This is a genomic window from Bacteroides salyersiae (assembly GCF_031172035.1).
GTDB classification, from domain to species: Bacteria; Bacteroidota; Bacteroidia; order Bacteroidales; family Bacteroidaceae; genus Bacteroides; species Bacteroides salyersiae.
Map to the genome: position 1 here is coordinate 479,590 of NZ_CP133452.1, position 24,237 is coordinate 503,826.

Genomic DNA, 24,237 nt, shown 5'->3' on the forward strand with positions numbered 1-24,237 from the left:
ATAATAAGAAAGAACAATTGTGCCGAACTTTTCCGTTCTCTGATATATTTGCAACTCTCCTATATATTACAGAAGTGTTAAGAAAGGTATAATACGTAATTCAAGGTGAAATATCTTCTCTGATTTTTCCTATTAATTGCGGAGTTACTCTAATATAACCATTCTTTTTATCTAAAAAAGAATCTCCACACTTAATATCTTATTTAAACAAATCATAACTATAATTTTTACTATATTTGCCCGAACTAATACTAATCAATTTTATTATGAGAAAACTTAACCAAGTACTTTTTGCGGTCGCTACATTGACTTTCACTTCATGCAACACGCAAAAGGAAGAAATCAATTATCAGGTAATCCCTCTCCCCCAAGAGGTCGTTGTTAATCAAGAAACTCCTTTCACCCTACAGGAAACTACAAAAATCCTTTATCCCGAAGGAAACGAACTGCTAAAACGAAATGCAGAGTTTTTATCCGGATATATCAAAGAGGCAACCGGAAAAGAACTCGACATTGCAACAATCACGTCGGAAAGTACACCACCCAATGCTATTGTCTTAGGATTGGACAAAAGTATCGTAGAAAAAGAAGGATACGAACTTACAGTATCTTCCCGGCAAATCACCATCAACGGGCAAACACCTAATGGAGTGTTCTATGGTATACAAACCTTGCGAAAGTCAATTCCGGCAATAGTTGCCGGTGCCAAGATCACACTTCCGGCAGTAACCATTAAAGACTATCCACGTTTCAGTTATCGAGGTATGCATCTCGATGTAGGACGTCACTTTTTCCCGGTAGAGTTTGTAAAAGAGTATATCGACCTGCTGGCTCTGCATAATATGAATACTTTCCACTGGCACTTGACAGAAGATCAGGGATGGAGAATTGAAATTAAGAAATATCCGAGATTGACAGAGATCGGCTCGCAACGTTCGGAAACAGTAATAGGACACAACTCCGGCCAATATGACGGAACACCTTACGGAGGTTTCTATACGCAAGAACAAATAAAGGAGGTAGTAGCCTATGCACAAGAAAGATATATTACCATTATTCCCGAAGTAGACCTGCCCGGACATATGCTTGCCGCATTGGCCTCTTATCCGGAATTGGGTTGTACGGGTGGCCCGTATGAAGTAGAAAAAACATGGGGAGTATTCCCGGATGTCATCTGTATCGGTAATGAAAAAGCCATGGTGTTTCTTGAAGATGTGTTAAGCGAGATCGTTGAGTTGTTTCCATCCGAGTATATCCACATCGGCGGTGATGAAGCGCCACGAGACCGTTGGAAAAAATGTCCGAAATGCCAGGCACGTATCAAATCGGAAAACCTAAAAGCCGACAAGAAACATACGGCAGAAGACCGCCTGCAAAGTTATTGTATGTCACGCATTGAAAAATTTCTCAATAGTAAGGGACGACGCATCATCGGATGGGATGAAATACTGGAAGGTGATGTAGCACCGAACGCTACCGTTATGTCATGGCGTGGAATGAATGGCGGTCTGGAAGCGGCCAAGTTAGGACATGACGTCATCATGACTCCCAATACGTATGTATATTTCGATTATTACCAGACGGCAGATACCAAAGATGAGCCGGATGCTATCGGTGGTTGTGTTCCTTTGGAGAAAGTATATAGCCTGGAACCCGTTCCAGCTTCACTAAATGAAAATGAAAAAAAACATATCATCGGTGTACAAGCTAACTTATGGACCGAATATATAGCCACCACCCAGCAAATAGAATACATGGTGCTCCCACGTATGGCAGCCTTGGCAGAGGTGCAATGGACACTTCCGGAAAAGAAAGACTACCGCAACTTCACCAAACGCCTGCCACAACTTTTGGCGTTCTATGACCGTGAAGGTCTCAACTATGGCAAGCATGTATTTAATATAGACTCAAAAATCACGTCTGATCCAGAAAAAAAAGCAGTTATGATAGAACTGAGCACCATCGACGATGCACCTATTTACTATACATTGGACGGAACGGAACCGAGTGCAAAGAACGGAACACTATACAAAGAGCCGATAGCCGTTACACAAGCCGCTAATTTCAAAGCAATCGCCATACGCCCTAACGGTAATAACAGTAAAATCAAATCGGAACAGATCGATTTCAATAAAGCAACTTGTCGCCCCATCGAACTGAAAAACCAGCCGTCTCCTAAATATTCTTATGATGGTGCCATTGTGCTCGTAGATGGTTTAAAAGGAACAAATTCTTATGCCAGTGGACGTTGGCTCGGTTTCCCGGGAAAAGACGTCGAAGCAACCATTCATCTGGAAGAATCTACGGAAATAAGCCGGGTATCAACAGAAGCCATCATCGACCTCAGTGCCTGGATCATGGGAGCCTGTGGACTGAGTGTTGCCGTATCGGATGATGGAAAAGATTTCCGGGAAGTGGCTTCCAAAGACTATCCGATTGAAACAGGTTCTGCTGCTCCTAAAACAACTGAGAGTTACAGCGTAGAATTTCCTCCTGTAAAGGCAAACTTCGTAAAAGTCATTATCAAACATACCCCTGCTTTGCCGAAAGGACATACCGGAGAAGGAAAAGCTCCTTTCCTCTTTGTAGATGAAATAAGTGTGGAATAAGGAAGGTGGGAGATAGAAGATAGGAGTTAGGAGTAAGTAGTTAAGTAGTTAAGTAGTTAAGTAGTCAAGTAGTAAGTAGTTATGCAGTAAATAGTTAAGATAAACACATCAAACAAATCATTTCTACTTAACTACTCGACTACTTACTACTTGACTACTCTATATAAATTATTCCGGCTAAAATTGGAAATAAATAAACGGCTGGATTTCACTGCTCTTCATCTGAATGACCAGATAAATCATAGCGACCATCAATACCGCCTTCCCGAGAAAGGGGAGACGGATTACTCCACGACAAACCGCATTCTCCCAACGATCGGGAGCGAAATGAAGTAGAAAGCCCAGCAACATCAAAGCAAAGACTTCCCAATATCCCTCGATTAATTGTGGAAAGAGTTGCGGACGGAACACCGTAAATATCTGCCTCAGCATATCCATTGAATTGTGTATATCGGCATTACGGAAGAAGATCCAGCAGAAACAAACGAAATGAAAAGTGATAATGACACCGAAAACACGGCGGATGCCATGACTCTGTTCCCCTTTTTTACGACCGGTAATACTCATCCAAGCTTTATGAAGTGCTAATGCCACTCCATGGAACATCCCCCAAAGAACAAAATTCCAGGAAGCCCCATGCCACAGTCCGCCCAAAAACATGGTAATAATCAAATTGAGATACTGACGAAACTTCCCGTGCCGGTTTCCACCCAACGATATATACAAATAATCACGCAACCAACTGGATAAAGAAATATGCCAACGTCTCCAAAATTCGGTAATGGAAGCCGACTTATAAGGGGAATCAAAGTTCATATTGAAATGAAAACCCAGCAAGAGCGCAATGCCGATGGCTATATCGCTATATCCGGAAAAGTCGCAATAAATCTGTAAAGCGTATCCATAAAGCCCCATCAGGTTCTCCACCCCAGAATAAAGAGTAGGATTATCGAATATGCGTTCTACAAAGTTTATGCTGATATAATCGGAGATTACTGCCTTCTTGAAAAGGCCGGCCACAATGAGGAATATTCCACGTCCGAACATTTCCTGCGACACATAAAGCGGCTTACGAATCTGAGGAATAAAATCGCGTGCCCGGACAATCGGACCGGCTACCAACTGCGGAAAGAAAGAGACATAAAAAGCATAATCCAACAGACTGGTCAACGGTTTTATCTCCCGCCGATAGACATCAATCGTATAGCTGAGCGACTGGAAAGTGAAAAAAGAAATGCCCACCGGCAAAAAAATATCAAGAGCCGTGAACTCCCCGCCCATCAATGAAGCAATCACCCCGCCCAAAAAGTTGGTATACTTGAAATAGCAAAGTAAACCCAAATTGAGACACAAACTCAAAACCACCCATGCTTTTCGCCCGTACTTACCGGTAGTACGATCCATCAAACGTGCAAATACAAAATCACCCACAGTGACAAATACCAACAGGAAAAAGTACGTACCGCTACTTTTATAATAGAAATAATAAGAAAACAGGGTAACAAACAGAATACGTGCCGTGTATTTATATTGTAAAAACACATACACCACCATAAAGGCGGCAAACAGCCAAAGAAATATTCCACTGGTAAATATCAACGGAGCTTGCGGATCGTATGTAAACACTTCACAGAGGCGGCTAAAATCAATGTCAATGGGTAACATAATCGTTATAGGCTTTTATAAGGGCTTCGTATAATAAATTGCCTTGAAGAATATAGCCTTCAGGCATATAATGCACGTGGTCGGGACGCATCAAGCCGGCTTCCTGCCAGTTTTTACAGGCATGCCGGTTACCTCCAACCACATTGTACATATCCCACACAACCAAATGATGATCACGGGCATACTTCTGAATCATATTTACAGCAGTCACCGTCCGCGGATTCACAGCATACGTCCTGCGTCTCCGTTTCTGACGAAAACTTTCGTATGAGCCGGGAGGAGTGGTCAATAAAATCGGAACATCCGGCAAGCTGTCACGAATCAGTGAAATAAGTTCATCCATTTGATGATAATGCAAATTGGAGTTGTAACGCTTATTGTGGCTCTCGTTCGTCCCGAAAGAGAGTATCAATAGTTCCGGTTTCAAAGCGGCAATAGCGGCAATACGGTTAGGATGAGTAAAAGTAAGACAAGTCGCTCCATTGACTCCCATATCTGTATAAGATACCGCGCCGAATGTTTCGGCCAATCTTTGTCCGGTAGTCTGAGGATAAATATGCCCCCGGATATGACTGTCTCCAATATGCAGAATACGTACCGTGTCTTCCAGAATTCCTCCCTTCACCAAACGCAGATGCTCTAATACAGGAGATAAGATACCCAGGCTGTCGATAATCTCATTATATCCTACTTCCTTAAAAGTAGCAGGCAAATCCACCCGGACTTGTATTGTATCATAAAGCAGTTTCATCTCTTTCATCGGCTTGACGCTTTGCATCAGCTTACCTTTCACCGGACAAGCAGGTAAAGGGTCTTGCGCCAGAAGCTTCAAGACAGAAAGAAGACAAAACAACAATACGCACAAAAATTTATTCAGTCTCATAAGCATGCCTCCTGTCGTATTGTTCCTTTCCATAAATCAACGTTTCATAAAGCAATCCGGCCAAATACTTCCCTCCCCGGAAGTTGATATGCGTATAGTCATAATTGGCCATCGACGGCTTAGCGTGTACCAGCTTCGCCATGCTACCGTCTCCACCCATTGCCTCGAACATGTTCCAAAAAGCAATGCCACTCTCTGCTGCAATATTTTGCTGATAACGAATCAGATTCTTTACACCAGGCATTGTGCGTAATTCACCCGTATCCGTTTTATAATCACGGTCGCCAACACTGAGCAGCAAGAAACCGGATTGTGGAAAACACTTCTTCAAATGTTCAATAGCAGTAACCAAGCCCTTTTGATAACTGTCATAATTGTATCCGCGCTGGGTAGCCACATTCAAACCATATTGCAAAATGATAAGATCATAAGGGCGCTGCCTGTTAAATTCTTTCAGCATATCGGCAGGAATCGTCCGCAAAGAGAGACCGGAACTGCCACGCAAAGAGAAATTATCGACAACGATACCTTCCGTGCCATCCATAGCCATGCCGTAAAACAGAGTAGAATCTGCCCGGTTTATCGTCCAACGTATAGAACCGATACGACCGTCGATTTGTAGTTCCTGTAAATGCCCATTAGGAGCAAAACGGTGGTTTTGTATTTCACCGCGATTCACACGGACGGAAAAGTCGACAGTATCTTTAGTGTAGAAAAAGATAGATGCTTCCCGGCAAGTATCCAGTAAAGAAGCATATTTATTCTGTCCACGCAGTTCAACATATGCATTTTTACCGGGGATGAAATAATGCCCTGATATCCCCTGTTTCCGGCGATCAAAATAGACACTATCGGTTACGGCATGGCTCGACCACCCTTCAAAGGTATGCCGCACGGTAGGACGATACCCATTGGTCATGGAAGTAATAGTAACAAAACCTACTCCACAGCCTCCAAAACGCTTTTGCAACATCTCCCGCAAATCCGCAGTAAATATATCGGCTTCAATAAAAGAATCGCCGAAGACAGCGATACGTACCAGACGCCCTTTTGAAGAGACCTCATCCAACGCACGATAAAAAGGTGTCATACCACGTAAGGTAGAATCGCTGTAATCTTCTATACAAGTCATACCGGTGCGGCAAGTGTCTACAAAAATCGGCTTTACCGCCGGTACGGGAGGCAGACTATCTGTATCTAACTCTTCCATATCGGATTTAGACGGACGTACATCGCTTAACAAGTCCACCCGCCGCATGGTATGTCCGTCAATGGTTATAGCCGGTAACCAGTGCATTGCAATCAGAGCAATCATCACAAAGACAATAAGTCCTAACGAATATTTCAGATAATTCTTCATTGCACTCTCTTATTTTTATAAGGAGTTGCAAAGATAATGCAAACCGAGAGCAGAATAAAATGAACTCGTTCATTTTTTATGCCAAGATGCAGCTCATCTTTGCTTGAAGCCAAAGATAGATAAACGCATAAAAAAAGGAAAATCCATATGATTCATGAGATTCTCCTTTCTTATGTTAATGATCGATACGAATCAGATCGTCCGTTCTATATTCCAAACAAATGCCCGCAGTCCGAGCTGTTCCGTTTGCAAATCCATTTTATGTAAAGTATCCAGTAGCGGATCTACCTTTTCGTCTTCAACTACCGACAAGATGGCCGAACACATACTTGGCCAGGCATGGCTTCCGAAGTGTGGGTCACCGGTCTTTGAGCCACGTCCCTGCACACGCTCCAAATAGGTAAAACCACGGCATCCTAAACGATCCAATAGAGCTATGATACGTTCATAATAGGTCTGGTCGAATGTTATTAATACTGATTTCATTATTTCATAGGGTTATTTATGAACTATAAGCCACAAGGGAGCAGCTTATAGTCCTATTTTGTTATTTCTTTATAATCTCGTCTTTATGCGCTTCGAAATAGACATCGAGTTCGCGTTTACGCTTCATCACCTTACGCTGATGCTTGATACCCGTACCGGCGAATATACAATACAGCGTCGGGATCAGAACCAGTGTAAGAATGGTAGATACCGTCAAACCGCCAATTACGGCAATTGCCATCGGGCTCCACATTTCCGAACCTTGTCCACCGCCAACTGCCATCGGAATCATACCGAGAACGGTTGTGGCAGTAGTCATCAATACCGGACGAAGACGACTCTTACCGGCGGTTACTACAGAGTGCAATACCGACTGACCGCGTTCACGACACAACGTAATATAGTCAATGAGCACAATACCGTTCTTTACCACAATACCGATCAACATAATGGCTCCCAGCAAACTCATGACACTCAATGTACTGTTGGTAAAGAACAAAGCCATCAATACACCGCTGAATGCAAACGGAAGGGAGAACATAATGATAAACGGATAGGTCAACGATTCGAACTGTGCCGCCATCACGATGAATACCAGAATCACAATCAAGACTGCCAAAGTTCCCAAATCACGGAACGAATCCTGCTGGTCTTCATAGGAACCGGCCACCTGTATCGTCACTTCCGAAGGCATTTCCATTTTGTCAATGATCGCATTACCGGCATTCACCACGTCACCCAACGGTGCACCGGAAATAACAGCAGACACGGTAACAATACGCTCACGGTCTTTACGCTCGATAGTAGGCGGTGCAAAGCGTTCGACTACCGTACCGAGGTCTTTAATACGAACGGCCTCACCTTTAGCATTGTATACCAGAATGTTTTCAAGGCTTTCGAGACTCGTGCGATATTCAGGAGCATAGCGCACTTTGATATCATACTCATCTCCATCTTCACGATACTTCGAAGCGACCGCGCCGTTAATACGGTTCCGCAGATAAGTTGCGGCTGTAGAAAGATTCAATCCATGCAATGCTAACTTCTCACGATCAAAATCTACCTGATATTCCGGCTGGTAATCGCTACGGCTGATATTTACCTCAGATACTCCTTTCACATCCAGCAACTGACGTTTCAAACGGGCAGCCACACTATCGGTAGTAGCCATATCATAACCATAAATTTCAAAGTCGGCACTTGCCTGGGCAGACATACCGGTGTTACTACCACCAAGAATAACCTGCGCTTTACTGAACTCCGGATATTTCTTCAATTCCTCACGCATTTCATCACAGACCTGTTCCAGTGTAATATCACGATCGCCCGGATCCACCAAACTGATATTGAAAGAGATAATATGTGAACCGTTGTCCTGCATCGAAGCAAATGTATTATCCGAATCGGCCTGTCCTACAGTGTAGTTACATACTTTCATTATACCTTTGTAATGTTCCAACCAATAATTGGTCAGCTTCTCCGAAATTTCCTGTGCCAGTTCCTTACGGGTACCGATCGGTAATTCCAGTTTTACGGCAATACGGGCATTATCCTGTGCCGGGAAGAATTCCGTACCGATCCCTTTGGCACAGAACAAACTGGCAACAAAGAACACGATACAACCGATAACTATAACCGAACGGTGACGAACCGACCAGTTCAACATACGGGCATACCAATTATCCAAACCATCCAGTGACTTCTCGATAGGACGGTAGAACATCGTAAACGCTTTCGACTGTTTCTTCTGGAGCTTCAGCAACTGGGCGCAAAGCATCGGAGTCAATGACAAAGCAGACACGGTAGAGATAAACATGATAGCACACATCATCCATCCCAACTGTTTGAACATGACACCGGACATACCGCTCACCATTGTCAACGGGAAGAATACGGCAATCATCGTCAACGTAGATGCGATAACGGAAATAGCGACCTCATTCGTTCCATGAACGGCTGCCTGTTTCGGATCGGAACCACGCTCAATATGTGTAGTAACATTTTCCAATACTACAATGGCGTCGTCCACCACCATACCGATAGCAATAGAGAGCGAAGACAATGAAATGATATTAATCGTATTCCCGGTAATGGCCAGATAAATAAATGAGGCAATCAGTGAAAGCGGGATAGTGATACAAATAATCAGCGTAGCCCTCCAACGTCCCAAGAAAAGGAATACCACGATTACCACAAACAACAAGGCATAGAGTACCGTTTCAGCCAAACTGTCGATTGTATTCAAAATGTTATCGGAAGTATCTACGATAACCCCTAATTTTACATCACTCGGCAAATTCTTCTGCAAGCGGGGAAGCGCTTCATCCACCTTCTTCGAAATCTCCACAGAGTTGGCGCCGGATTGTTTCTGTACAACAATCATCGCACCCTTCACTCCGTTATTATAAGTTTCCTGTGCACGCTCTTCCACCGTATCCACTACACGGGCTACATCGCGCAAATAGATACTGGCACCATTATAGGTTCCCACCACAACATCCTCCAACTGGCGGGAATCTTGAAACTCACCCTCTACACGCAACGAATAAGTCTCATTACCAATATCAAAATTACCACCCGGAATATTCTTATTCTCGGCACCGATAATGGAACTGATTGTCTCGACCGACAGATTATAAGCCTCCAGTTTGTTCGGGTCGCAATAAACCTGGATTTCACGTTGCGGCGCACCACTAATAGACACCGTACCTACACCGGGGATACGTGCCAAAGGATTCACAACGCGGTCGTCCAATATCTTATAAAGTGCTGCCTGGCTTTCATTGGCCTGCACTGACAGCAGTACAATAGGAATCATGTCCGTACTGAACTTGAAGATGATAGGATTCTCCACATCATCGGGAAGCTGTGAACTTACCATATCGAGTTTGTCACGGACATCATTCGTCAATACGTCGATATCATTACCAAACTCGAACTCCAAAGTAATCAGAGACATATTTTCTGACGACCGGGAAGTGATATGCTTCAAATTACTAACAGCATTCAACGTATTTTCCAACGGCCGGGTTACATTATTTTCTATATCCGAAGCACTGGCGCCCGGATAAGCGGTCATTACCATGATCGTATTCGTATCGATATCCGGATACAAGTCGATAGGCAACTTTGATAAAGAGAACAGACCAAAGATCACCACTGCAAGGAAGCAGAGGGAGGTCATAATCGGTTTTTTTACCGCTCCTTCGTATAAACTCATGTTATTTTAGTGATTAGTTGTTTAGTGATTAACGATCAATGAAAGCATATAACTATGCCGGCCACTTATCACTCATCACTAATCGTTAATACTTATTTTTCTACCTCTACTTCAGCACCGTTTATCAAACGTGTCTGCCCGGCAATCACCACTTGAGAGTTGTTGGGCACACCGGACTTCAACTCATATTCTGTACCCATACGACGTCCCAATTCTACCTTGTTGTAGGAAACTTTTCCATCTTTGTATACAAATACATAACGGTCACCGGAACCGGCCTGCTTCACAATAGCCAAATCGGGAACAACCACATTATCCTGGGTTCCGAAATTGAGAGTGGCACGGGCAAACATTCCCGGACGAACACGTTGGTCCTTATTCTCCAATTTAATCTCTACCGGGAAAGTACGGGTAGCTGCATCTACCGTCGGATAAACCAAGCTGATCTTTCCTGCAAATTCTTCGTCTCCGTATACATCGAGTTTTACAGAAACGGGAGCGCCTTTCTTCACCTTTGTAAAATAAGTTTCAGAAACATTGATCATCAATTTCACCGGAGTAATCTGTTCTACTACTAATACCGGATTTCCACCGCTATACATATCACCGTTGTCATAATTACGCGCGGTAACCACACCATTAATGGGGCTAACCAATGTGGTATTCTCCATCAGGTTTTTATAAGCGGTTTCCTGTACTTCAAGTGCCATTTTCAAAGCGTCCCACTCCGATTTAGAGGTACCGCCCACTTTATAAAGTTCATCGGCACGATTAAATTCGAGACGTTTGTTTTCAAGCTGCAATTTCATCTGTTGCAGATTGGCAGCATCCATCAGTACCAATTTCTGCCCTTTGGAAACGCGATCGCCAACTTCAACAAAAATCCGGTCGATTCTTACTGGAGACGACGGTGCTATATTATTCTTGACTTCTGCTTCTACAGTTGCCGTGTATTCTTGTATCTGATCTACAGGGCGTGCCGTTACATCTGCCAATTTCACTCTTGGTTTTTCTTCTACTTTTTCAGCAGCCTTCTGTTCATTTCCTCCAGTACATGAGCCCAACAGCGTAAGGGCAAACAGGGCTACTAATTGGATACTCTTTTTCATATCGTTTTCTATGTTATTTTATTTTTCTGATTTATTCTGTTATCTCTTCTCTTCCTAATACCTGGTCAAGGTCTGCCTTAGATACCAGATAATCATAAATTGACTGGTTGTAAGTAAGTTGTGCCTGAGTCAACGCCACTTCCGAATCGTTCAATTCAAGAATAGTCCCCTTACCTACTTCGTAACGTTTCTGCGCAATCAAACGCCCTTTTTCAGCCTGAACAATATTTTCTTTATTACTGACTACCTGCTCGGTACTCGCTGCCATATTATCGAGATAACTGGTGGCTTGCATCGTCAATTGACGTTCCGTATTCACACGATTCTCAGCCAATTGCTGTATCTGGATCTTTGTCTGTTTCACTTTCGTAAAGTTACTTGCTTTGAACAAAGGAATACTCAAACTCAATCCGACCGTTGAATAAGGGAACCACTTATAATGCGCCATCTTAAAATCATTGTTCAACGAAGTATACATATAGCTGAACGATGCCGCCAACGTAGGCATGAAGTTTGTACGCAATAATGACAGGTTCTTTTCCAACAAAACACCGTTCATATCCATCTGCTTCAAGCTGCTATTATTCTGCAAGCTCAACGGATCAGCGCTTAACTGACGACGAAACATGACCATTTCATAGTCTTTCAAATTACCCTCGACTGCCACAGGAATATCCGTATTCATCCCCATCAACACCTGCAATTGCAATCTGGCCAGATTAATGCCGTTACGGGCGGAAACAACCCCCGGCTTCAAACTACGTACCTGCACATCTGCACGAATCTTATCGTATTCGCTCACAGTTCCCTGTGCATATTTAGCACTCACTACCTCAAAGTTAATCTCTGCCTGATTGTAGCTCTGCAACATTACTTCATAGCTATCCTGCGCCAACAGCAATTGATAGTATGCTTTCGTCACTTGGTTTATCAAATCCAATTTGGAAGAACGGGCCTTTTCCATAGCCAGATCCACATCTGCTTTAGTCAGATTTATACTCTTATAAAGAGCCGGTGCAAAAATCGGCAGATTCACCGTCAATCCTCCACTGTAAGAGTTGTCCGAACCGACCTGAATAGTTTGCGCCTCGCCTGCGAAGTCCATCACCATGGTCTGTTTTTTCAGGGTACGCGAGTAGCTTCCTGACAATGCCACTTCCGGAAATAATCCTCCATAAGCTTCCTTCTTTGCTTCTTTTTTCAATTGGATTTCCTGATCGGCCACCCTCATGGTGGGATTCTCGCTCAGTGCAATCTCCAACGCTTTATCCAAAGTCAAGGTCAAGGTATCTTTCACCTCTTGCGCCCGTACCAAGCCACCGGTAAAGACAGCCAGCACTACAGCCAGAAGTATCTTCTTGCCCAATAATTTTCTCATTCTGTTCATAAAATCAATTTTCTACTTTTTACATTTTAGTTGTTTATCAATCCGAAAGGGTTATTTTCTGCGCGCTCTATTCTATTTTTCCGATATTCCTGTATAAATGTTTCCAATACTTTTGCTCCTTTTTCCGTAGCAATTCCCCTGATAAAAGTGAACATTATAGATTCATAAACTTCCAAAAAAGGATATTCACTACAAATATTCGTATTCAGCAATAAATCAAATTGCTCACGAACCAACAAATTGATAATCGCAAAATTGACATCATCACGAAATATCCCCTGCTCTACTCCGGACTTGAAGAAAGCAATCGTACTTTCCGACTCTTTTTCGCGACTGTTCTTCATCATATTATATATACTGGGGTATTTCTTCAGATCTTCAAAAAAACGCTTGTTGGTCTTATGAAACATCTCGATACTTTTCTGGAAACAGACTAAAATAACTTCCAGTACATTAGTCGATTCAGCAAGGAGATTTTCCAGAAACTCATTCTTATCAACTTGATTTTTCAAAAGAACCTCTCTCAACAGAGTTTCTTTGTCCTCAAAAACTTCATAAAGCGTACGTTTCGATATACCTAACGAAGTGGCAATATCATCCATCGTTATGCTTTTAATACCATGTGCAGTGAATGCTTCGGTCGCCTTCACAATAATTCTATCCCTCAATTCCGCTCTGTTGGAAGTTTCTTTTGCGTTATCACTCATCATCCGTTTCTTTATAATTAGACTTCTAATTGCCAATGATTCCATAATTTATAAATAATGGAAGCGGGACAAAGATAGATAGAAAACTCAGATTACGAATTTAGTTTCCATATAAATCCCCTACATTTGATAATTATTATAGGTTAATAAGCAATCTGAAAACAAGTGTTAACATTTAATCTATTGCAAAAATAGAAAAACGACTATACGCCGAAAAAGTTTTCTCGTCAACATAAGGGTAATAATCGACAAACAACGGATATATTCCGATAAATCACCGGGATATATCCGTTGCTGTTTTCCTTGTATCGAGTGTTGTTTGCACGCAAAAAAGAAAGCAGTTTTCAATAATCGAACTTTGTACGGTTGAGGAAAGCGACTGTTTTATGAATCTCTTTGTACATTACAATATCGTCTTTAACAAAAGGAACCTCCTTACGATACTCGGTAAGGAAACGCTCCAATCTCGGAGAGGTTTTCTCCGGACGCCGGAATTCAATGCCTTGGGCGGCATTCATTAGTTCGATGGCCAGAATATGCTCCAGATTGTCCATTACCTTATATAGCTTCGTAGCAGCATTGGCCCCCATGCTGACATGGTCTTCTTGTCCGTTGGAGGAAACAATGGAATCACTGGATGCAGCATAGCAGTACATTTTATTCTGACTAACCATTGAGGCGGCTGCATACTGAGGAATCATAAATCCGGAATTGAGTCCGGGATTGGCCACCAGAAATTCCGGCAATCCACGGAGCCCCATAATAAGTTGTGCTATACGGCGCTCGGATATATTTCCAAGCTCGGCAAGGGCGATGGCAAGAAAATCATAGGAGATGGCAAGAGGCTGGCCATGAAAATTTCCACCGGAAATGATACGGTCGTCATCGGGAAAAATGGTGGGATTATCCGTTACGGAGTTAATTTCGGTCAGTAGCACGGAAGCGACATAACGGATGGCATCTTTGGTAGCACCGTGTACCTGCGGAATGCAACGAAACGAATAGGGGTCTTGTACATGTTCTTTGGGTCTGGAAATGAGTTCACTACCTTCAAGAAGAGTACGAAAGGCTTCACCGGTTTCTATCTGCCCTTTATGCGGACGAATCTGCTGGATACAGTCCATGAAAGGTTCTATCCGGCCGTCAAAAGCCTCAAGAGAAAGGGCGGCTATGAGATCGGCTCTTTTAGAAAGCCGGAAGGCCTTAAGAATAGCAAACACACCGTTGGCGCTCATAAACTGGGTTCCGTTGAGCAGGGCAAGCCCTTCTTTACTCATCAGTTTCACCGGTTCCCAGCCAAATTCATCGAGCACACTGATAGCTTCACGCTTCTTGCCTTTATAATAAACATCACCAACTCCGATCAATGGCAAAAAGAGATTGGCCAATGGCGCCAGATCACCGGATGCTCCCAATGATCCACGGTCGTAAACGATGGGCATTACATCGTTATTAAAGAAATCTAAAATACGCTGCACAGTAATTACCTGTACACCACTATGTCCCAATGAAAGAGCATGAGCCTTAAAAAGCATCATTAATTTAATAATCACCGGACGAATTTCTTCGCCGACACTGCATGCATGACTCTTTATAAGGTTCTCCTGAAGAGTACCCAACTCATCAGGAGAGATGTTTTTATTGCACAACGAACCGAAACCGGTAGTTATACCGTAAAGAGGGGTGTTGGAAGCAGCAATCTTCTGATCCAGATAATCGCGACATTTCTGAATACGCAGCTTTGCTTCGGGAGCAAGCTCCAGTTTCAGATTTTCATTGATAATACGTTCGATAATATCGAAAGTAAGTTCACCGGAACCTACGTAATAAACGTTATTCATACTCTTAAATCCTGATTGACTATATCCAGTAATTCTTTCTCTTTTTCACAGGTCTTACGTTCCAGTTCATCGGCTTCGGACTGGAGTTCTGCGACAAATGCTTTATCTTTTAATGTTCCAAGATTTATACGGACATTCATCAAAGCTCCCAGTACGGCAGACCGGGCGGACATCATAGCAACACAGGCATCAGTCACCGCATTTCGGTTGCCCAGTCTGGCCACATCGGCAATAATAACCATCAGCTCATAAGCATTGCGTGCCACCTGCATAGGCACGAGAGCGGCAAACCGTGTTGCTTCCTGGATGGCAGCGCTACGGGCACTCTTCTCGTCCTCTGTCGATTTAGGCATCCGAAAACAATCGAACACTTTATTATAGGCCTCAGAATCACGATCGACATCAATCAGAAACTCCTCTTTCTGACGAATGGCAAGAGTCCGGATACGTTGCATCTGTTCTTCATTCTCTTCATATCCTTTCTTACCGACAGTCAGCCCTGCAACCATAGCTGCCAATGCGGCTGCTATAGCACCGTTAAGAGCGGCAATACTGCCACCACCGGGAACCGGATCACTCCCGGCCACTTTAGCCAGAAAATCTTTGACGGTTGAATCTACTAACATAGTTATTTTCTTTTTTATTTTTATCATTAAACTACGGGATAAAGAACTCCGTTCTTTATCGTGGTATTCACACAATTCATACCTATATAATAAGGTAGAATATTATAATCTGCTGAGTCGAGTACTACAAAATCACCCTGCTTGCCAACCTCGATACTGCCGATTCGGTCTGCACGATTCAATGCGGCAGCCCCATTCAGGGTAAGCGCAGTGATGGTTTCTTCGATGGTAAAGCCCATATAAATGCAGGCCAAAGCAAAAGTGAGAGGAATAGAACCGGAAAAACAACTGCCGGGATTGAGATCGGTTGCCAAAGCTACGGCACAGCCGGCATCTATCATGTCTCGCCCACGGGCATAAGGTTCTTTCAGGGCAAATGCAGTCAGAGGAAGCAAGGTAGCCACCACTCCGGCATCGGCCATAGCACGAATACCGGCATCAGAAGCATGCAGCAAATGATCGGCGGACAAGGCTTTCAGCTCGGCAGCCAGCTCGGCACCACCTAAAGAAACAATTTCGTCGGCGTGGAGTTTCAACAAAAAGCCTTGTTCTTTGGCAGCAGCAAGCAGACGCCGGGATTGCGCGATGGAGAACACACCTTGCTCACAGAATACATCGCAACATTCTGCCAGTTCATTCTCACGAACCAACGGAAGCATTTTGTCGATAAGAAAATCGATATACGCATCACTTTCTCCCGCATACTCCGGTGGCAAAGCATGTGCACCCAAGAAGGTGGAAACAATATCCACCCGCTTGTGTTCATCATTATTCAAACTGCGCATGACTTTCAACTGCAGCAGTTCGGTCTCGCGATCGAGCCCGTAACCACTCTTACCCTCAACCGTGGTAACCCCCATCGTGCTCATCTTTCTCAGAAAACTTTCCGCTTTGGTACGCATCTTTATAAAGTTCAGCTCACGGGTTGCTTTCACTGTGCTGGCAATTCCTCCCCCACGCTGCATAATGGACATATAGCTTTCACCTTTCAGCCGCCAGGAGAACTCTTCGGCACGCTCGCCACCAAAAACAAAATGGGTATGTGAATCTACAAAACCGGGTAACAAGCATTTCCCACGGGCATTATAGTGCCAATAACGGTGATAAAAGCCATCACGCTCCTCACCGCGATTTTCACCGACATAAGTGATAATGCCATCGGTCACTTCCACCGTTCCGTTTTCAATTACATGCAACCGGGATATTTCCTTCCCCTTTCGAGCCGAGAATCCCAGAGGGGTCACAACCTTTGCATTAAATATTATCAGGTTTTCACTCATTATAGTTCATTATTATCAGAACACAAATTTGCCTTCTCCTATTCCTCCATAATCCGCGCTTCAAGCACTTGCTGCATCGAGAAGTTCTCTAAACCGAGGTAATAGGAAGCCGTATCTATCAATGCTTCCATCGGAACAAGACCGATAATCTCGCTACCCACAATACTGACGCCATACCGACGGGCTTCAATACGTACCAGTTCAAAGGCACGATAAAGGGCGGTTTTCGTATAATCGGTCATATTAATGGAAACTTGTGTTATTCCACGGTCCTTCAATTCAACTCCCATCGCCTTGCAGTAACGCAAGCCACCGCCGATAAAACGGATTTTCTTGGCAATGTCATGGGCAATCTCCAAATTAGGTGTACTGAGATTGATATTGTAAGCTACCAATGGCATACGGGCACCGATGGCGATGGTTCCGGCAGTCGGATGCCGTTCAGCAGGCCCGAAATCAGGAGTCCATTCGGGAAGTTTGATCTTTTCAGCCATGCCTTCAAATTCTCCTTTGCGAACAACTGCCAGATTCTCACGATGAGGGGCGGAAGCCGACTTTTCATAAAGGAAGACGGGAAGGTGGTAGAGTTCTGCCACTTTTGCACCCACTTCTTTGGAAAGGGCGATGGCTTCCTCCATAGTAACATTCTTTATCGGAATGAAAGGAACAACATCAACGGCTCCCATGCGTGGATGTTGTCCGGTATGATGATTCAGATCGATAAGTTCAACGGCAATCCCGATGGCTTCGATCACAGCATCACATAGTGCCGCCGGCTCACCGACAAGGGTTACGACCAATCGGTTATGATCTTCATCATTACTGTAATCAAGTAGTTTCACGCCGGAACGGGCCCGGAATGGGGATACTATTTTATCTATTTTCTTTAGGTCGCGTCCCTCGCTGAAGTTAGGGACACACTCAATGATCTTATTCCAATTCATAGTTGGGCAATTAATTTATTAATAAGCTCTTCATCTGCTACGTAAGGCATGGTAATGTGATAATTATCACCGTGGGTCGTGTTAAAAGTTTCACTCGTTTCCATGGCATGCCCGTTACGGGCCCACGAACGGCGGGCCACACCTCCCATCACGTCCCAAAGCATGGCCGAACGCAGAATCTCATCGACACGTTCGCTACCATCGCACACCATACCGAATCCGCCGTTTATGGCCTTTCCGATGCCTACTCCTCCCCCATTATGCAAGGCAACAAGACTCATGCCCCGTGCACAGTTACCGGCAAAACACTGCACGGCCATATCAGCCATCACATTACTTCCGTCTTTGATGTTGGAGGTTTCACGGAAAGGAGAATCTGTACCGCTAACATCATGATGATCGCGCCCCAACATGATAGGACCGACTTCGCCCCGCCGCACCATTTCATTGAAACGAAGAGCGATGTTCATCCGTCCCACTGCATCTTGATACAAAATACGGGCTTGAGTGCCCACCACCAGACGGTTCTTCTCTGCATCACGTATCCAGTTATAATTATCCAAGTCTTGCCCTCGGCGATTCACATCAATACATTCCATCGCAGCATGATCAGTCTTTATCAAGTCTTCGTACTTGCCGCTCAAGCATACCCAACGAAAAGGACCATATCCATAATCAAACAACTCCGGCCCCATAATATCTTCCACATAGCTGGGCCAGATAAAACCGTCCTTTTCGTCCGTACCATTCCGGGAAATTTCCCGGATACCGGCATCATAAATGGCTTTCATAAAAGAATTTCCATAATCGAAGAAATAAGTGCCACGCGCCACGAGTTTCTTTATAACTTCAAAATGGCGGCGCAAGGCCTGGTTCACCAAAAGACGAAATTTTTCGGGAGATTCATGCAACATCCGGGTGCGTTCCTCAAATGTCAGTCCGGCAGGACAATAACCTCCTTCGTAAACAGCATGGCAGGAGGTTTGATCAGAGAGCAATTCAATCGATATATTTTCTTTTTCCGCATATTCCAGCAGATCAACCACATTACCATGATAAGCGACCGAACAAGGCTCTCGACGCTCCATCGCCTCATATACGATACGGAACGCTTCAACTATACAATCGGTAACATGCCCTACCCATCCCTGTTTGTAACGGGTTTCGATACGCGAAGCATCCACTTCGGCAATGATACAGGCGGCTCCGGCAATTTCCGCCGCTTTGGGTTGTGCCCCGCTCATTCCTCCCAAGCCGGAAGAGACAAACAAATGTCCGCGCAAATCTTTATCTTGAGGAATACCGAGTTTCATCCGTCCGGCATTCAATAAAGTATTGAAAGTACCGTGCACAATACCTTGCGGCCCAATATACATCCAGCCACCGGCCGTCATCTGCCCATAATTGGCCACTCCCATCTGCATGGCGATGTGCCAGTCACGCTGATTATCAAACTGCCCCACCATCATGGCATTCGTAATAATCACTCGCGGAGCATCGGGGCGCGAACGGAATAATCCCAACGGATGTCCGGACTCGATTACTAAGGTTTGTTCCTGTGTCAGTTCTTCAAGATATTGCTTTATAAGACGATACTGCATCCAATTCTGGCATACTTGTCCGGTTTCACCATAAGTAACAAGTTCGTAAGGGTAAAGAGCGATATCGAAACAGAGGTTATTATCAATCATCACTTGAAAGGCTTTCCCCTCTATGCACTTTCCCCGATATTCATCGATAGGTTTGGCTTTCAAATCTCCTGTGGGACGGAAACGATAACCGTAAATTCTTCCACGAGTACGAAGTTCTTCCATAAACTCTGGAATAAGTTGTTCATGAAGTTCGGTAGGAATGTAACGTAAGGCATTCTTCAAAGCCATGACCGTCTGTGCCGGGGTAAGAGTATAGCCGCGATCCGGTGCTCGCCGTATGCCTTCCACAAAAGCCGGATAGGCAGGCAAAGTGTTGCTGAGAGTTATTTTCATAATAAACGATGATTAAGGATTACAAACTGTCAGTTTTTACAGCCTGATAACTCTCCGCAAGATAAATAAAAGAGATGGAATTACAAAGTATTCGGAATATTTATTATCAAAAAGATTATTTATCGAGTTCCTTAAGCAACTGCAGATACTTGCCGGTGGTCTTCGCCGACTCACTGTTTTCCTTCAAATATTCCTCTTTCCACTCGGGATACGACTCCAACAAAGCACACATACGATCCTTTCCGACAAAATCTACTTTACCGGTAGTTGCATCGATCTCGTAATACACTCGTTTCGAAACCAAACCCGAAGCTGCAATGGCGTCACCGACCGATCCCCCTAATGTAACATCCATCGTCACTGACGAACCGCCTGCAACAGATCCCAAAGGTACTGCACTAAAAAAGACATTCCCGTCAAGCCACATAGCAGGAGCATACCAACCGCCGAAGCGTAAACGTTTATAACGCAACTTCTTGCAATTAACATAAAGTGATGTATCCGACTGTACCGCATAACAACGCCCTTTCAGATACTTACACAATGCTTTATTATCATCGGCACTAATTTTATAATCGGCCCCTCCAGACAATGAAATCTGATTCTTCGTCCGTTTTTCGATTTTCAACGCCGCCACCGTATCCCCCTTATGGGCTAACAAATCTTTTAAGGTGGAATAAACAATATCTTGTGCAGCCAGATGCAGTCCCACAAGAGTCATAAAACAAATAATCCACAGTTTCTTCATAAGCATCTCCTTTCACTGGCATTAATCGTTTGGAAAGTTACACCATTTGACTTACTGAAGCAAGTTTTCAAAGCAAAAGTTTCAAAAAAAAAGGGAAAAGCTTGATAGAAGCCGCAGATTATAGTATCTTTGTATCACTATTTATAAAGTATATTAAGATTTAAATAGGATAAAAGGAAAAGGTTGCGGCTTTTTCCTTTTTTATTTTACCTACCGGAGAAAAAACTAATATACCGGATATCCGAACAAGATTTCTACCATAGTTTTGTCATTTTTAATGCCGTCTTACGACTAATTAGATAGTATGTCAAGAGTAATCACATTACTTATCAACCCACTTCACATACTATGTGACGAAAAAATTGAGAACGACTTTCGAAACAGATAGGCTTTAGTTAATAAAAAGTAAATCTACTCTTGACAAAAACAAGCTTAATACAGCCTGACTGTTAATATAGTACATTTGTAAAAAACAATAAAGCGGTAATGAAACAATTAGATGACATCATTCAAACTTATCAGAATATCATTAGAGAAACAGAACAAAAGCTAAGTAAAGAGAAACGACGTATCTACCGTATCAGTACTTTACGATTCATTCTTTTTATTGCAGGAATTGTAGGAGTCATTCATTTCTGGGAAAATGGATGGCTCATCGTAACCGGAATAGCTGCCATCACTTTTCTTCCTTTCATCTTTTTGGTAAAGCTCCACAATCGTCTGTTTTATGAAAAAGAATATCTTGAAAAAAAAATAGAAATAAACCAGCAGGAACTGCAAGCTATAAATTACGATACTTCTTCTTTTGACGGTGGGAAGGAATTTATCGATCCGGCGCATCTTTATTCGTATGACTTAGACGTATTCGGTGAACACTCACTTTTCCAATACATTAATCGTACATCAACCGATCTGGGTAAAAAGCGCTTAGCCCACTGGCTTAATAATCACTTGGAAAGTAAAGAAGAAATAGAAAAACGGCAAGAAGGAGTAAAAGAACTGACCTCGGAATTTGAAATGCGGCAGCATTTTCGTATCCTCGGCTTATTGTACAAAGGGAAATCTGCAGATGAAAAAGAGATAATAGCCTGGGCCGACAGTCCGAGTTATTATCGAAATCGCATCTTGCTACGAGCACTTCCCATCATTGTTCCTGTAACTAATATTATACTTATTACATTGGCTATCGCAGGTATAATATCCAGTACAATACCAAGTGTGGCCTTTGTAGGATTCTTTTTGCTCAGTCTGGCTTTTTCCAAAGGCATTACCAAAATACAAACCCTATATGGCAAGAAACTTCAGATATTGGCAACATATGCTAATCTTATCCGTATAATAGAAGAAAAAAGCCTACAAAGCACCGTTCTTCAGGAAATACAACAATTGGTAGGCGGCAAAAAACAAACTGCATCGCAAGCTGTTAAAAAACTCACAGCTCTAATGAATGCCCTCGACCAACGCGGCAATATGCTGATGTCTTTTGTTCTCAATGGCTCGTTGTTTTGGGAACTGAGACAAATCATGAGAATTGAAGCCTGGAAAGAAGATCATGCTTCGGAGCTTCCGTCTTGGCTCAAAGCCATTGGAGAAATAGATGCTTATTGTTCATTGGCTACTTTCGCCTACAATCATCCGGAATATATCTATCCGGAAATCAGTTCGCAACCTTTTGAGATGACAGCTAAAGCACTCGGGCATCCACTGATGAATCGGGATAAATGTATTCGCAATAATATAAATATCACCAAACGCCCATTCTTCATTATCATTACCGGAGCCAACATGGCAGGTAAAAGTACTTATCTCCGTACCGTAGGAATCAACTATCTGCTTGCCTGCATCGGTGCTCCCGTATGGGCCGAACAAATAAAGCTATACCCTTCTCGATTGATTACCAGCCTGCGCACCAGTGACTCACTCACAGACAACGAATCCTATTTCTTCGCCGAATTAAAACGGCTGAAACTGATTATCGACAAGCTAAATGCCGGTGAAGAGCTATTTATTATCCTCGATGAAATTTTAAAAGGTACAAACTCTACCGATAAACAGAAAGGCTCCTTTGCCTTAATCAAGCAATTCATGACCCTACATACGAATGGTATCATAGCTACTCATGACCTAATGTTAGGTACTCTTATCGATCTCTTTCCGAGCAACATTCGCAATTACTGCTTTGAAGCAGATATTACAAACAATGAACTCACCTTCTCTTACCAAATGAGGAATGGTGTTGCACAAAATATGAATGCATGCTTTTTAATGAAAAAAATGGGGATAGCCGTCATAGACGACTAATCCCCATTCCCTGCAAATTAAAGTTAAGCCTTAGCGTAACTTACATTTTGACAGAAAAGCAGCTACAGCAGATGCCTCTCCATTCGTAAAATACTGCACTGAAGTTATAGGATTATATGTATAAGGTACAAACTGGAACAACTGCACAGCCGCAAACTTCTTATCTTCGGAAAGTATTACATCCATACGGATGTTCCCACTACTCTCACTTTTCAGCATCGTATCAACAGGAAACATACCAGATTTCACCATTTCCTTCAATTGATCCATATATTTCAAATCAAAAAATATACTTTGTTCTTTTGCAACACTACCAGTAGGTAGATAAACAACCTCTTTTGATTTCCAGAACAAACGGAAAATACCAATTAAGAACATTCCGGAGCCTATAACCATTAATCCCATACTTAAGGTAGAAGAACGGTCTTCCATCTCAAAAGTAGAGACAAAAGCTAATACACCAACAAGTAAAATTAAACCAGAAAAAATAACTCCAGAAAGACTTGTACGTTTTACAATATCAGGATGAGAAGATGCAAAAATCGTTGCATCGATAGTTTGAGTTGCCATATTATAATGAGTTTAATTTATTAGTAGAATAAAAAATAAGATAAATAATAACACATATATTTGATGCATTATCCAAAATAAAACAGAACCAATAAATTAAAACAGCTAAATAATAATACGCCTTAAAGTAAAGACATAATATTCACTCGACGGGTGACAATAATAAGAAGTAGTAGTACCATATAGTCGCCCACGATGCTGCACCAAAACAGCTTCTCGCGATGAAAGCTTCAGAGCCAAGGCTTTCAAGGACATTGAATATTCAAGTAGATTAATACGCTGTATACGGGAAGTCATTATCTGATGGGATTGAACTGCACTTGACAACTCACCTTCAGGGAAATAAGGCAATTGAGCACTGGTCACTTTCTGCGAATATGCCGTATAAGTAAAATCATATTGACCTTCCACCGGTATTTCAGTGAAAAGATTGCTCGCTACACAATGAAGTGTTACAGCAAACAACAAAAACAATATTACCTTTACAAATTTTGCCATATCTCCCTGCAAATATAA

The 24,237-nt window shown here is 43.0% G+C and carries 18 protein-coding genes; 2 read left to right on the plus strand and 16 right to left on the minus strand.

The genetic code is table 11. The annotated features are described in order from the left end of the window. The first annotated feature begins 266 nt into the window (after positions 1–266). Positions 267–2,609 (plus strand): glycoside hydrolase family 20 protein, encoded by a 2,343-nt coding sequence (locus RB604_RS01835; RefSeq protein WP_005929123.1) that lies wholly within the window; start codon positions 267–269, stop codon positions 2,607–2,609. A 177-nt stretch (positions 2,610–2,786) separates the two neighbouring features. Here RB604_RS01835 and RB604_RS01840 read toward each other — a convergent pair whose 3' ends face one another. The 14 genes from RB604_RS01840 to RB604_RS01905 form a co-directional block, all read right to left on the minus strand. Next, positions 2,787–4,274: an MBOAT family O-acyltransferase gene (locus tag RB604_RS01840; protein ID WP_007480131.1), complete on the minus strand. Its 1,488-nt coding sequence runs from the start codon at positions 4,272–4,274 to the stop codon at positions 2,787–2,789. Then, positions 4,261–5,190 carry an SGNH/GDSL hydrolase family protein gene (locus tag RB604_RS01845; protein WP_007480129.1) on the minus strand — a complete coding sequence of 310 codons (930 nt, stop codon included), beginning with the start codon at positions 5,188–5,190 and terminating at the stop codon, positions 4,261–4,263. Before RB604_RS01845 ends, RB604_RS01840 begins: the two co-directional genes overlap by 14 nt. Beyond that, the gene (locus RB604_RS01850; protein WP_005929113.1) at positions 5,144–6,517 is read right to left on the minus strand and encodes an SGNH/GDSL hydrolase family protein; all 1,374 of its coding nucleotides are present in this window, start codon (positions 6,515–6,517) and stop codon (positions 5,144–5,146) included. The genes RB604_RS01845 and RB604_RS01850 overlap by 47 nt, the downstream gene beginning before the upstream one ends. Positions 6,518–6,709: 192 nt before the next feature. Continuing rightward, positions 6,710–7,003, minus strand: coding sequence for a PG0541 family transporter-associated protein (locus RB604_RS01855; RefSeq protein WP_055295723.1), 294 nt, complete (start codon positions 7,001–7,003; stop codon positions 6,710–6,712). A gap of 61 nt (positions 7,004–7,064) precedes the next feature. Next, on the minus strand, positions 7,065–10,223 hold the full coding sequence (locus RB604_RS01860) for an efflux RND transporter permease subunit (RefSeq protein ID WP_007480126.1): 3,159 nt from the start codon (positions 10,221–10,223) through the stop codon (positions 7,065–7,067). Between the two features lie 92 nt (positions 10,224–10,315). After that, the gene (locus RB604_RS01865; RefSeq protein ID WP_007480125.1) at positions 10,316–11,332 is read right to left on the minus strand and encodes an efflux RND transporter periplasmic adaptor subunit; all 1,017 of its coding nucleotides are present in this window, start codon (positions 11,330–11,332) and stop codon (positions 10,316–10,318) included. A gap of 31 nt (positions 11,333–11,363) precedes the next feature. Next, a complete protein-coding gene (locus tag RB604_RS01870) occupies positions 11,364–12,719 on the minus strand; it encodes a TolC family protein (protein WP_007480123.1) in 1,356 nt (451 codons plus the stop codon). A gap of 26 nt (positions 12,720–12,745) precedes the next feature. After that, positions 12,746–13,426, minus strand: coding sequence for a TetR/AcrR family transcriptional regulator (locus tag RB604_RS01875; RefSeq protein WP_007480122.1), 681 nt, complete (start codon positions 13,424–13,426; stop codon positions 12,746–12,748). A gap of 344 nt (positions 13,427–13,770) precedes the next feature. Then, the gene (hutH, locus tag RB604_RS01880; RefSeq protein ID WP_005929095.1) at positions 13,771–15,267 is read right to left on the minus strand and encodes a histidine ammonia-lyase; all 1,497 of its coding nucleotides are present in this window, start codon (positions 15,265–15,267) and stop codon (positions 13,771–13,773) included. Beyond that, positions 15,264–15,893 carry a cyclodeaminase/cyclohydrolase family protein gene (locus tag RB604_RS01885; RefSeq protein WP_007480120.1) on the minus strand — a complete coding sequence of 210 codons (630 nt, stop codon included), beginning with the start codon at positions 15,891–15,893 and terminating at the stop codon, positions 15,264–15,266. Before RB604_RS01885 ends, hutH begins: the two co-directional genes overlap by 4 nt. 26 nt (positions 15,894–15,919) lie before the next feature. Continuing rightward, a complete protein-coding gene (gene hutI, locus RB604_RS01890; RefSeq protein WP_007480118.1) occupies positions 15,920–17,173 on the minus strand; it encodes an imidazolonepropionase in 1,254 nt (417 codons plus the stop codon). 38 nt (positions 17,174–17,211) lie between these two features. Continuing rightward, the gene (gene ftcD / locus RB604_RS01895; protein ID WP_007480116.1) at positions 17,212–18,117 is read right to left on the minus strand and encodes a glutamate formimidoyltransferase; all 906 of its coding nucleotides are present in this window, start codon (positions 18,115–18,117) and stop codon (positions 17,212–17,214) included. Then, complete coding sequence (hutU, locus tag RB604_RS01900) at positions 18,114–20,102, minus strand: urocanate hydratase (RefSeq protein ID WP_055295721.1); 1,989 nt, start codon at positions 20,100–20,102, stop codon at positions 18,114–18,116. The genes ftcD and hutU overlap by 4 nt, the downstream gene beginning before the upstream one ends. 115 nt (positions 20,103–20,217) lie before the next feature. Further along, on the minus strand, positions 20,218–20,850 hold the full coding sequence (locus RB604_RS01905; RefSeq protein WP_025819175.1) for a DUF6563 family protein: 633 nt from the start codon (positions 20,848–20,850) through the stop codon (positions 20,218–20,220). Between the two features lie 486 nt (positions 20,851–21,336). Here RB604_RS01905 and RB604_RS01910 point away from each other — a divergent pair, with 486 nt between their 5' ends. Continuing rightward, entirely contained in the window at positions 21,337–23,151 is a 1,815-nt protein-coding gene (locus tag RB604_RS01910; RefSeq protein WP_007480113.1) for a MutS family DNA mismatch repair protein, read from the plus strand. Between the two features lie 30 nt (positions 23,152–23,181). On the opposite strand, the gene RB604_RS01915 is transcribed toward RB604_RS01910, so the two are convergent. Both RB604_RS01915 and RB604_RS01920 read right to left on the minus strand, forming a co-directional pair. Further along, entirely contained in the window at positions 23,182–23,721 is a 540-nt protein-coding gene (locus RB604_RS01915) for a DUF8460 domain-containing protein (protein WP_005929075.1), read from the minus strand. A 105-nt stretch (positions 23,722–23,826) separates the two neighbouring features. Continuing rightward, entirely contained in the window at positions 23,827–24,219 is a 393-nt protein-coding gene (locus tag RB604_RS01920; protein ID WP_005929073.1) for a DUF8440 family protein, read from the minus strand. Between the last annotated feature and the right edge of the window lie 18 nt (positions 24,220–24,237).

Excerpts from the sequence above, each read along its gene's own strand:
- RB604_RS01835 (WP_005929123.1), top strand. The coding sequence starts at position 267 with ATGAGAAAACTTAACCAAGTACTTTTTGCGGTCGCTACATTGACTTTC.
- RB604_RS01840 (WP_007480131.1), bottom strand. The coding sequence starts at position 4,274 with ATGTTACCCATTGACATTGATTTTAGCCGCCTCTGTGAAGTGTTTACA.
- RB604_RS01845 (WP_007480129.1), bottom strand. The coding sequence starts at position 5,190 with ATGGAAAGGAACAATACGACAGGAGGCATGCTTATGAGACTGAATAAA.
- RB604_RS01850 (WP_005929113.1), bottom strand. The coding sequence starts at position 6,517 with ATGAAGAATTATCTGAAATATTCGTTAGGACTTATTGTCTTTGTGATG.
- RB604_RS01855 (WP_055295723.1), bottom strand. The coding sequence starts at position 7,003 with ATGAAATCAGTATTAATAACATTCGACCAGACCTATTATGAACGTATC.
- RB604_RS01860 (WP_007480126.1), bottom strand. The coding sequence starts at position 10,223 with ATGAGTTTATACGAAGGAGCGGTAAAAAAACCGATTATGACCTCCCTC.
- RB604_RS01865 (WP_007480125.1), bottom strand. The coding sequence starts at position 11,332 with ATGAAAAAGAGTATCCAATTAGTAGCCCTGTTTGCCCTTACGCTGTTG.
- RB604_RS01870 (WP_007480123.1), bottom strand. The coding sequence starts at position 12,719 with ATGAACAGAATGAGAAAATTATTGGGCAAGAAGATACTTCTGGCTGTA.
- RB604_RS01875 (WP_007480122.1), bottom strand. The coding sequence starts at position 13,426 with ATGAGTGATAACGCAAAAGAAACTTCCAACAGAGCGGAATTGAGGGAT.
- hutH (WP_005929095.1), bottom strand. The coding sequence starts at position 15,267 with ATGAATAACGTTTATTACGTAGGTTCCGGTGAACTTACTTTCGATATT.
- RB604_RS01885 (WP_007480120.1), bottom strand. The coding sequence starts at position 15,893 with ATGTTAGTAGATTCAACCGTCAAAGATTTTCTGGCTAAAGTGGCCGGG.
- hutI (WP_007480118.1), bottom strand. The coding sequence starts at position 17,173 with ATGAGTGAAAACCTGATAATATTTAATGCAAAGGTTGTGACCCCTCTG.
- ftcD (WP_007480116.1), bottom strand. The coding sequence starts at position 18,117 with ATGAATTGGAATAAGATCATTGAGTGTGTCCCTAACTTCAGCGAGGGA.
- hutU (WP_055295721.1), bottom strand. The coding sequence starts at position 20,102 with ATGAAAATAACTCTCAGCAACACTTTGCCTGCCTATCCGGCTTTTGTG.
- RB604_RS01905 (WP_025819175.1), bottom strand. The coding sequence starts at position 20,850 with ATGAAGAAACTGTGGATTATTTGTTTTATGACTCTTGTGGGACTGCAT.
- RB604_RS01910 (WP_007480113.1), top strand. The coding sequence starts at position 21,337 with ATGAAACAATTAGATGACATCATTCAAACTTATCAGAATATCATTAGA.
- RB604_RS01915 (WP_005929075.1), bottom strand. The coding sequence starts at position 23,721 with ATGGCAACTCAAACTATCGATGCAACGATTTTTGCATCTTCTCATCCT.
- RB604_RS01920 (WP_005929073.1), bottom strand. The coding sequence starts at position 24,219 with ATGGCAAAATTTGTAAAGGTAATATTGTTTTTGTTGTTTGCTGTAACA.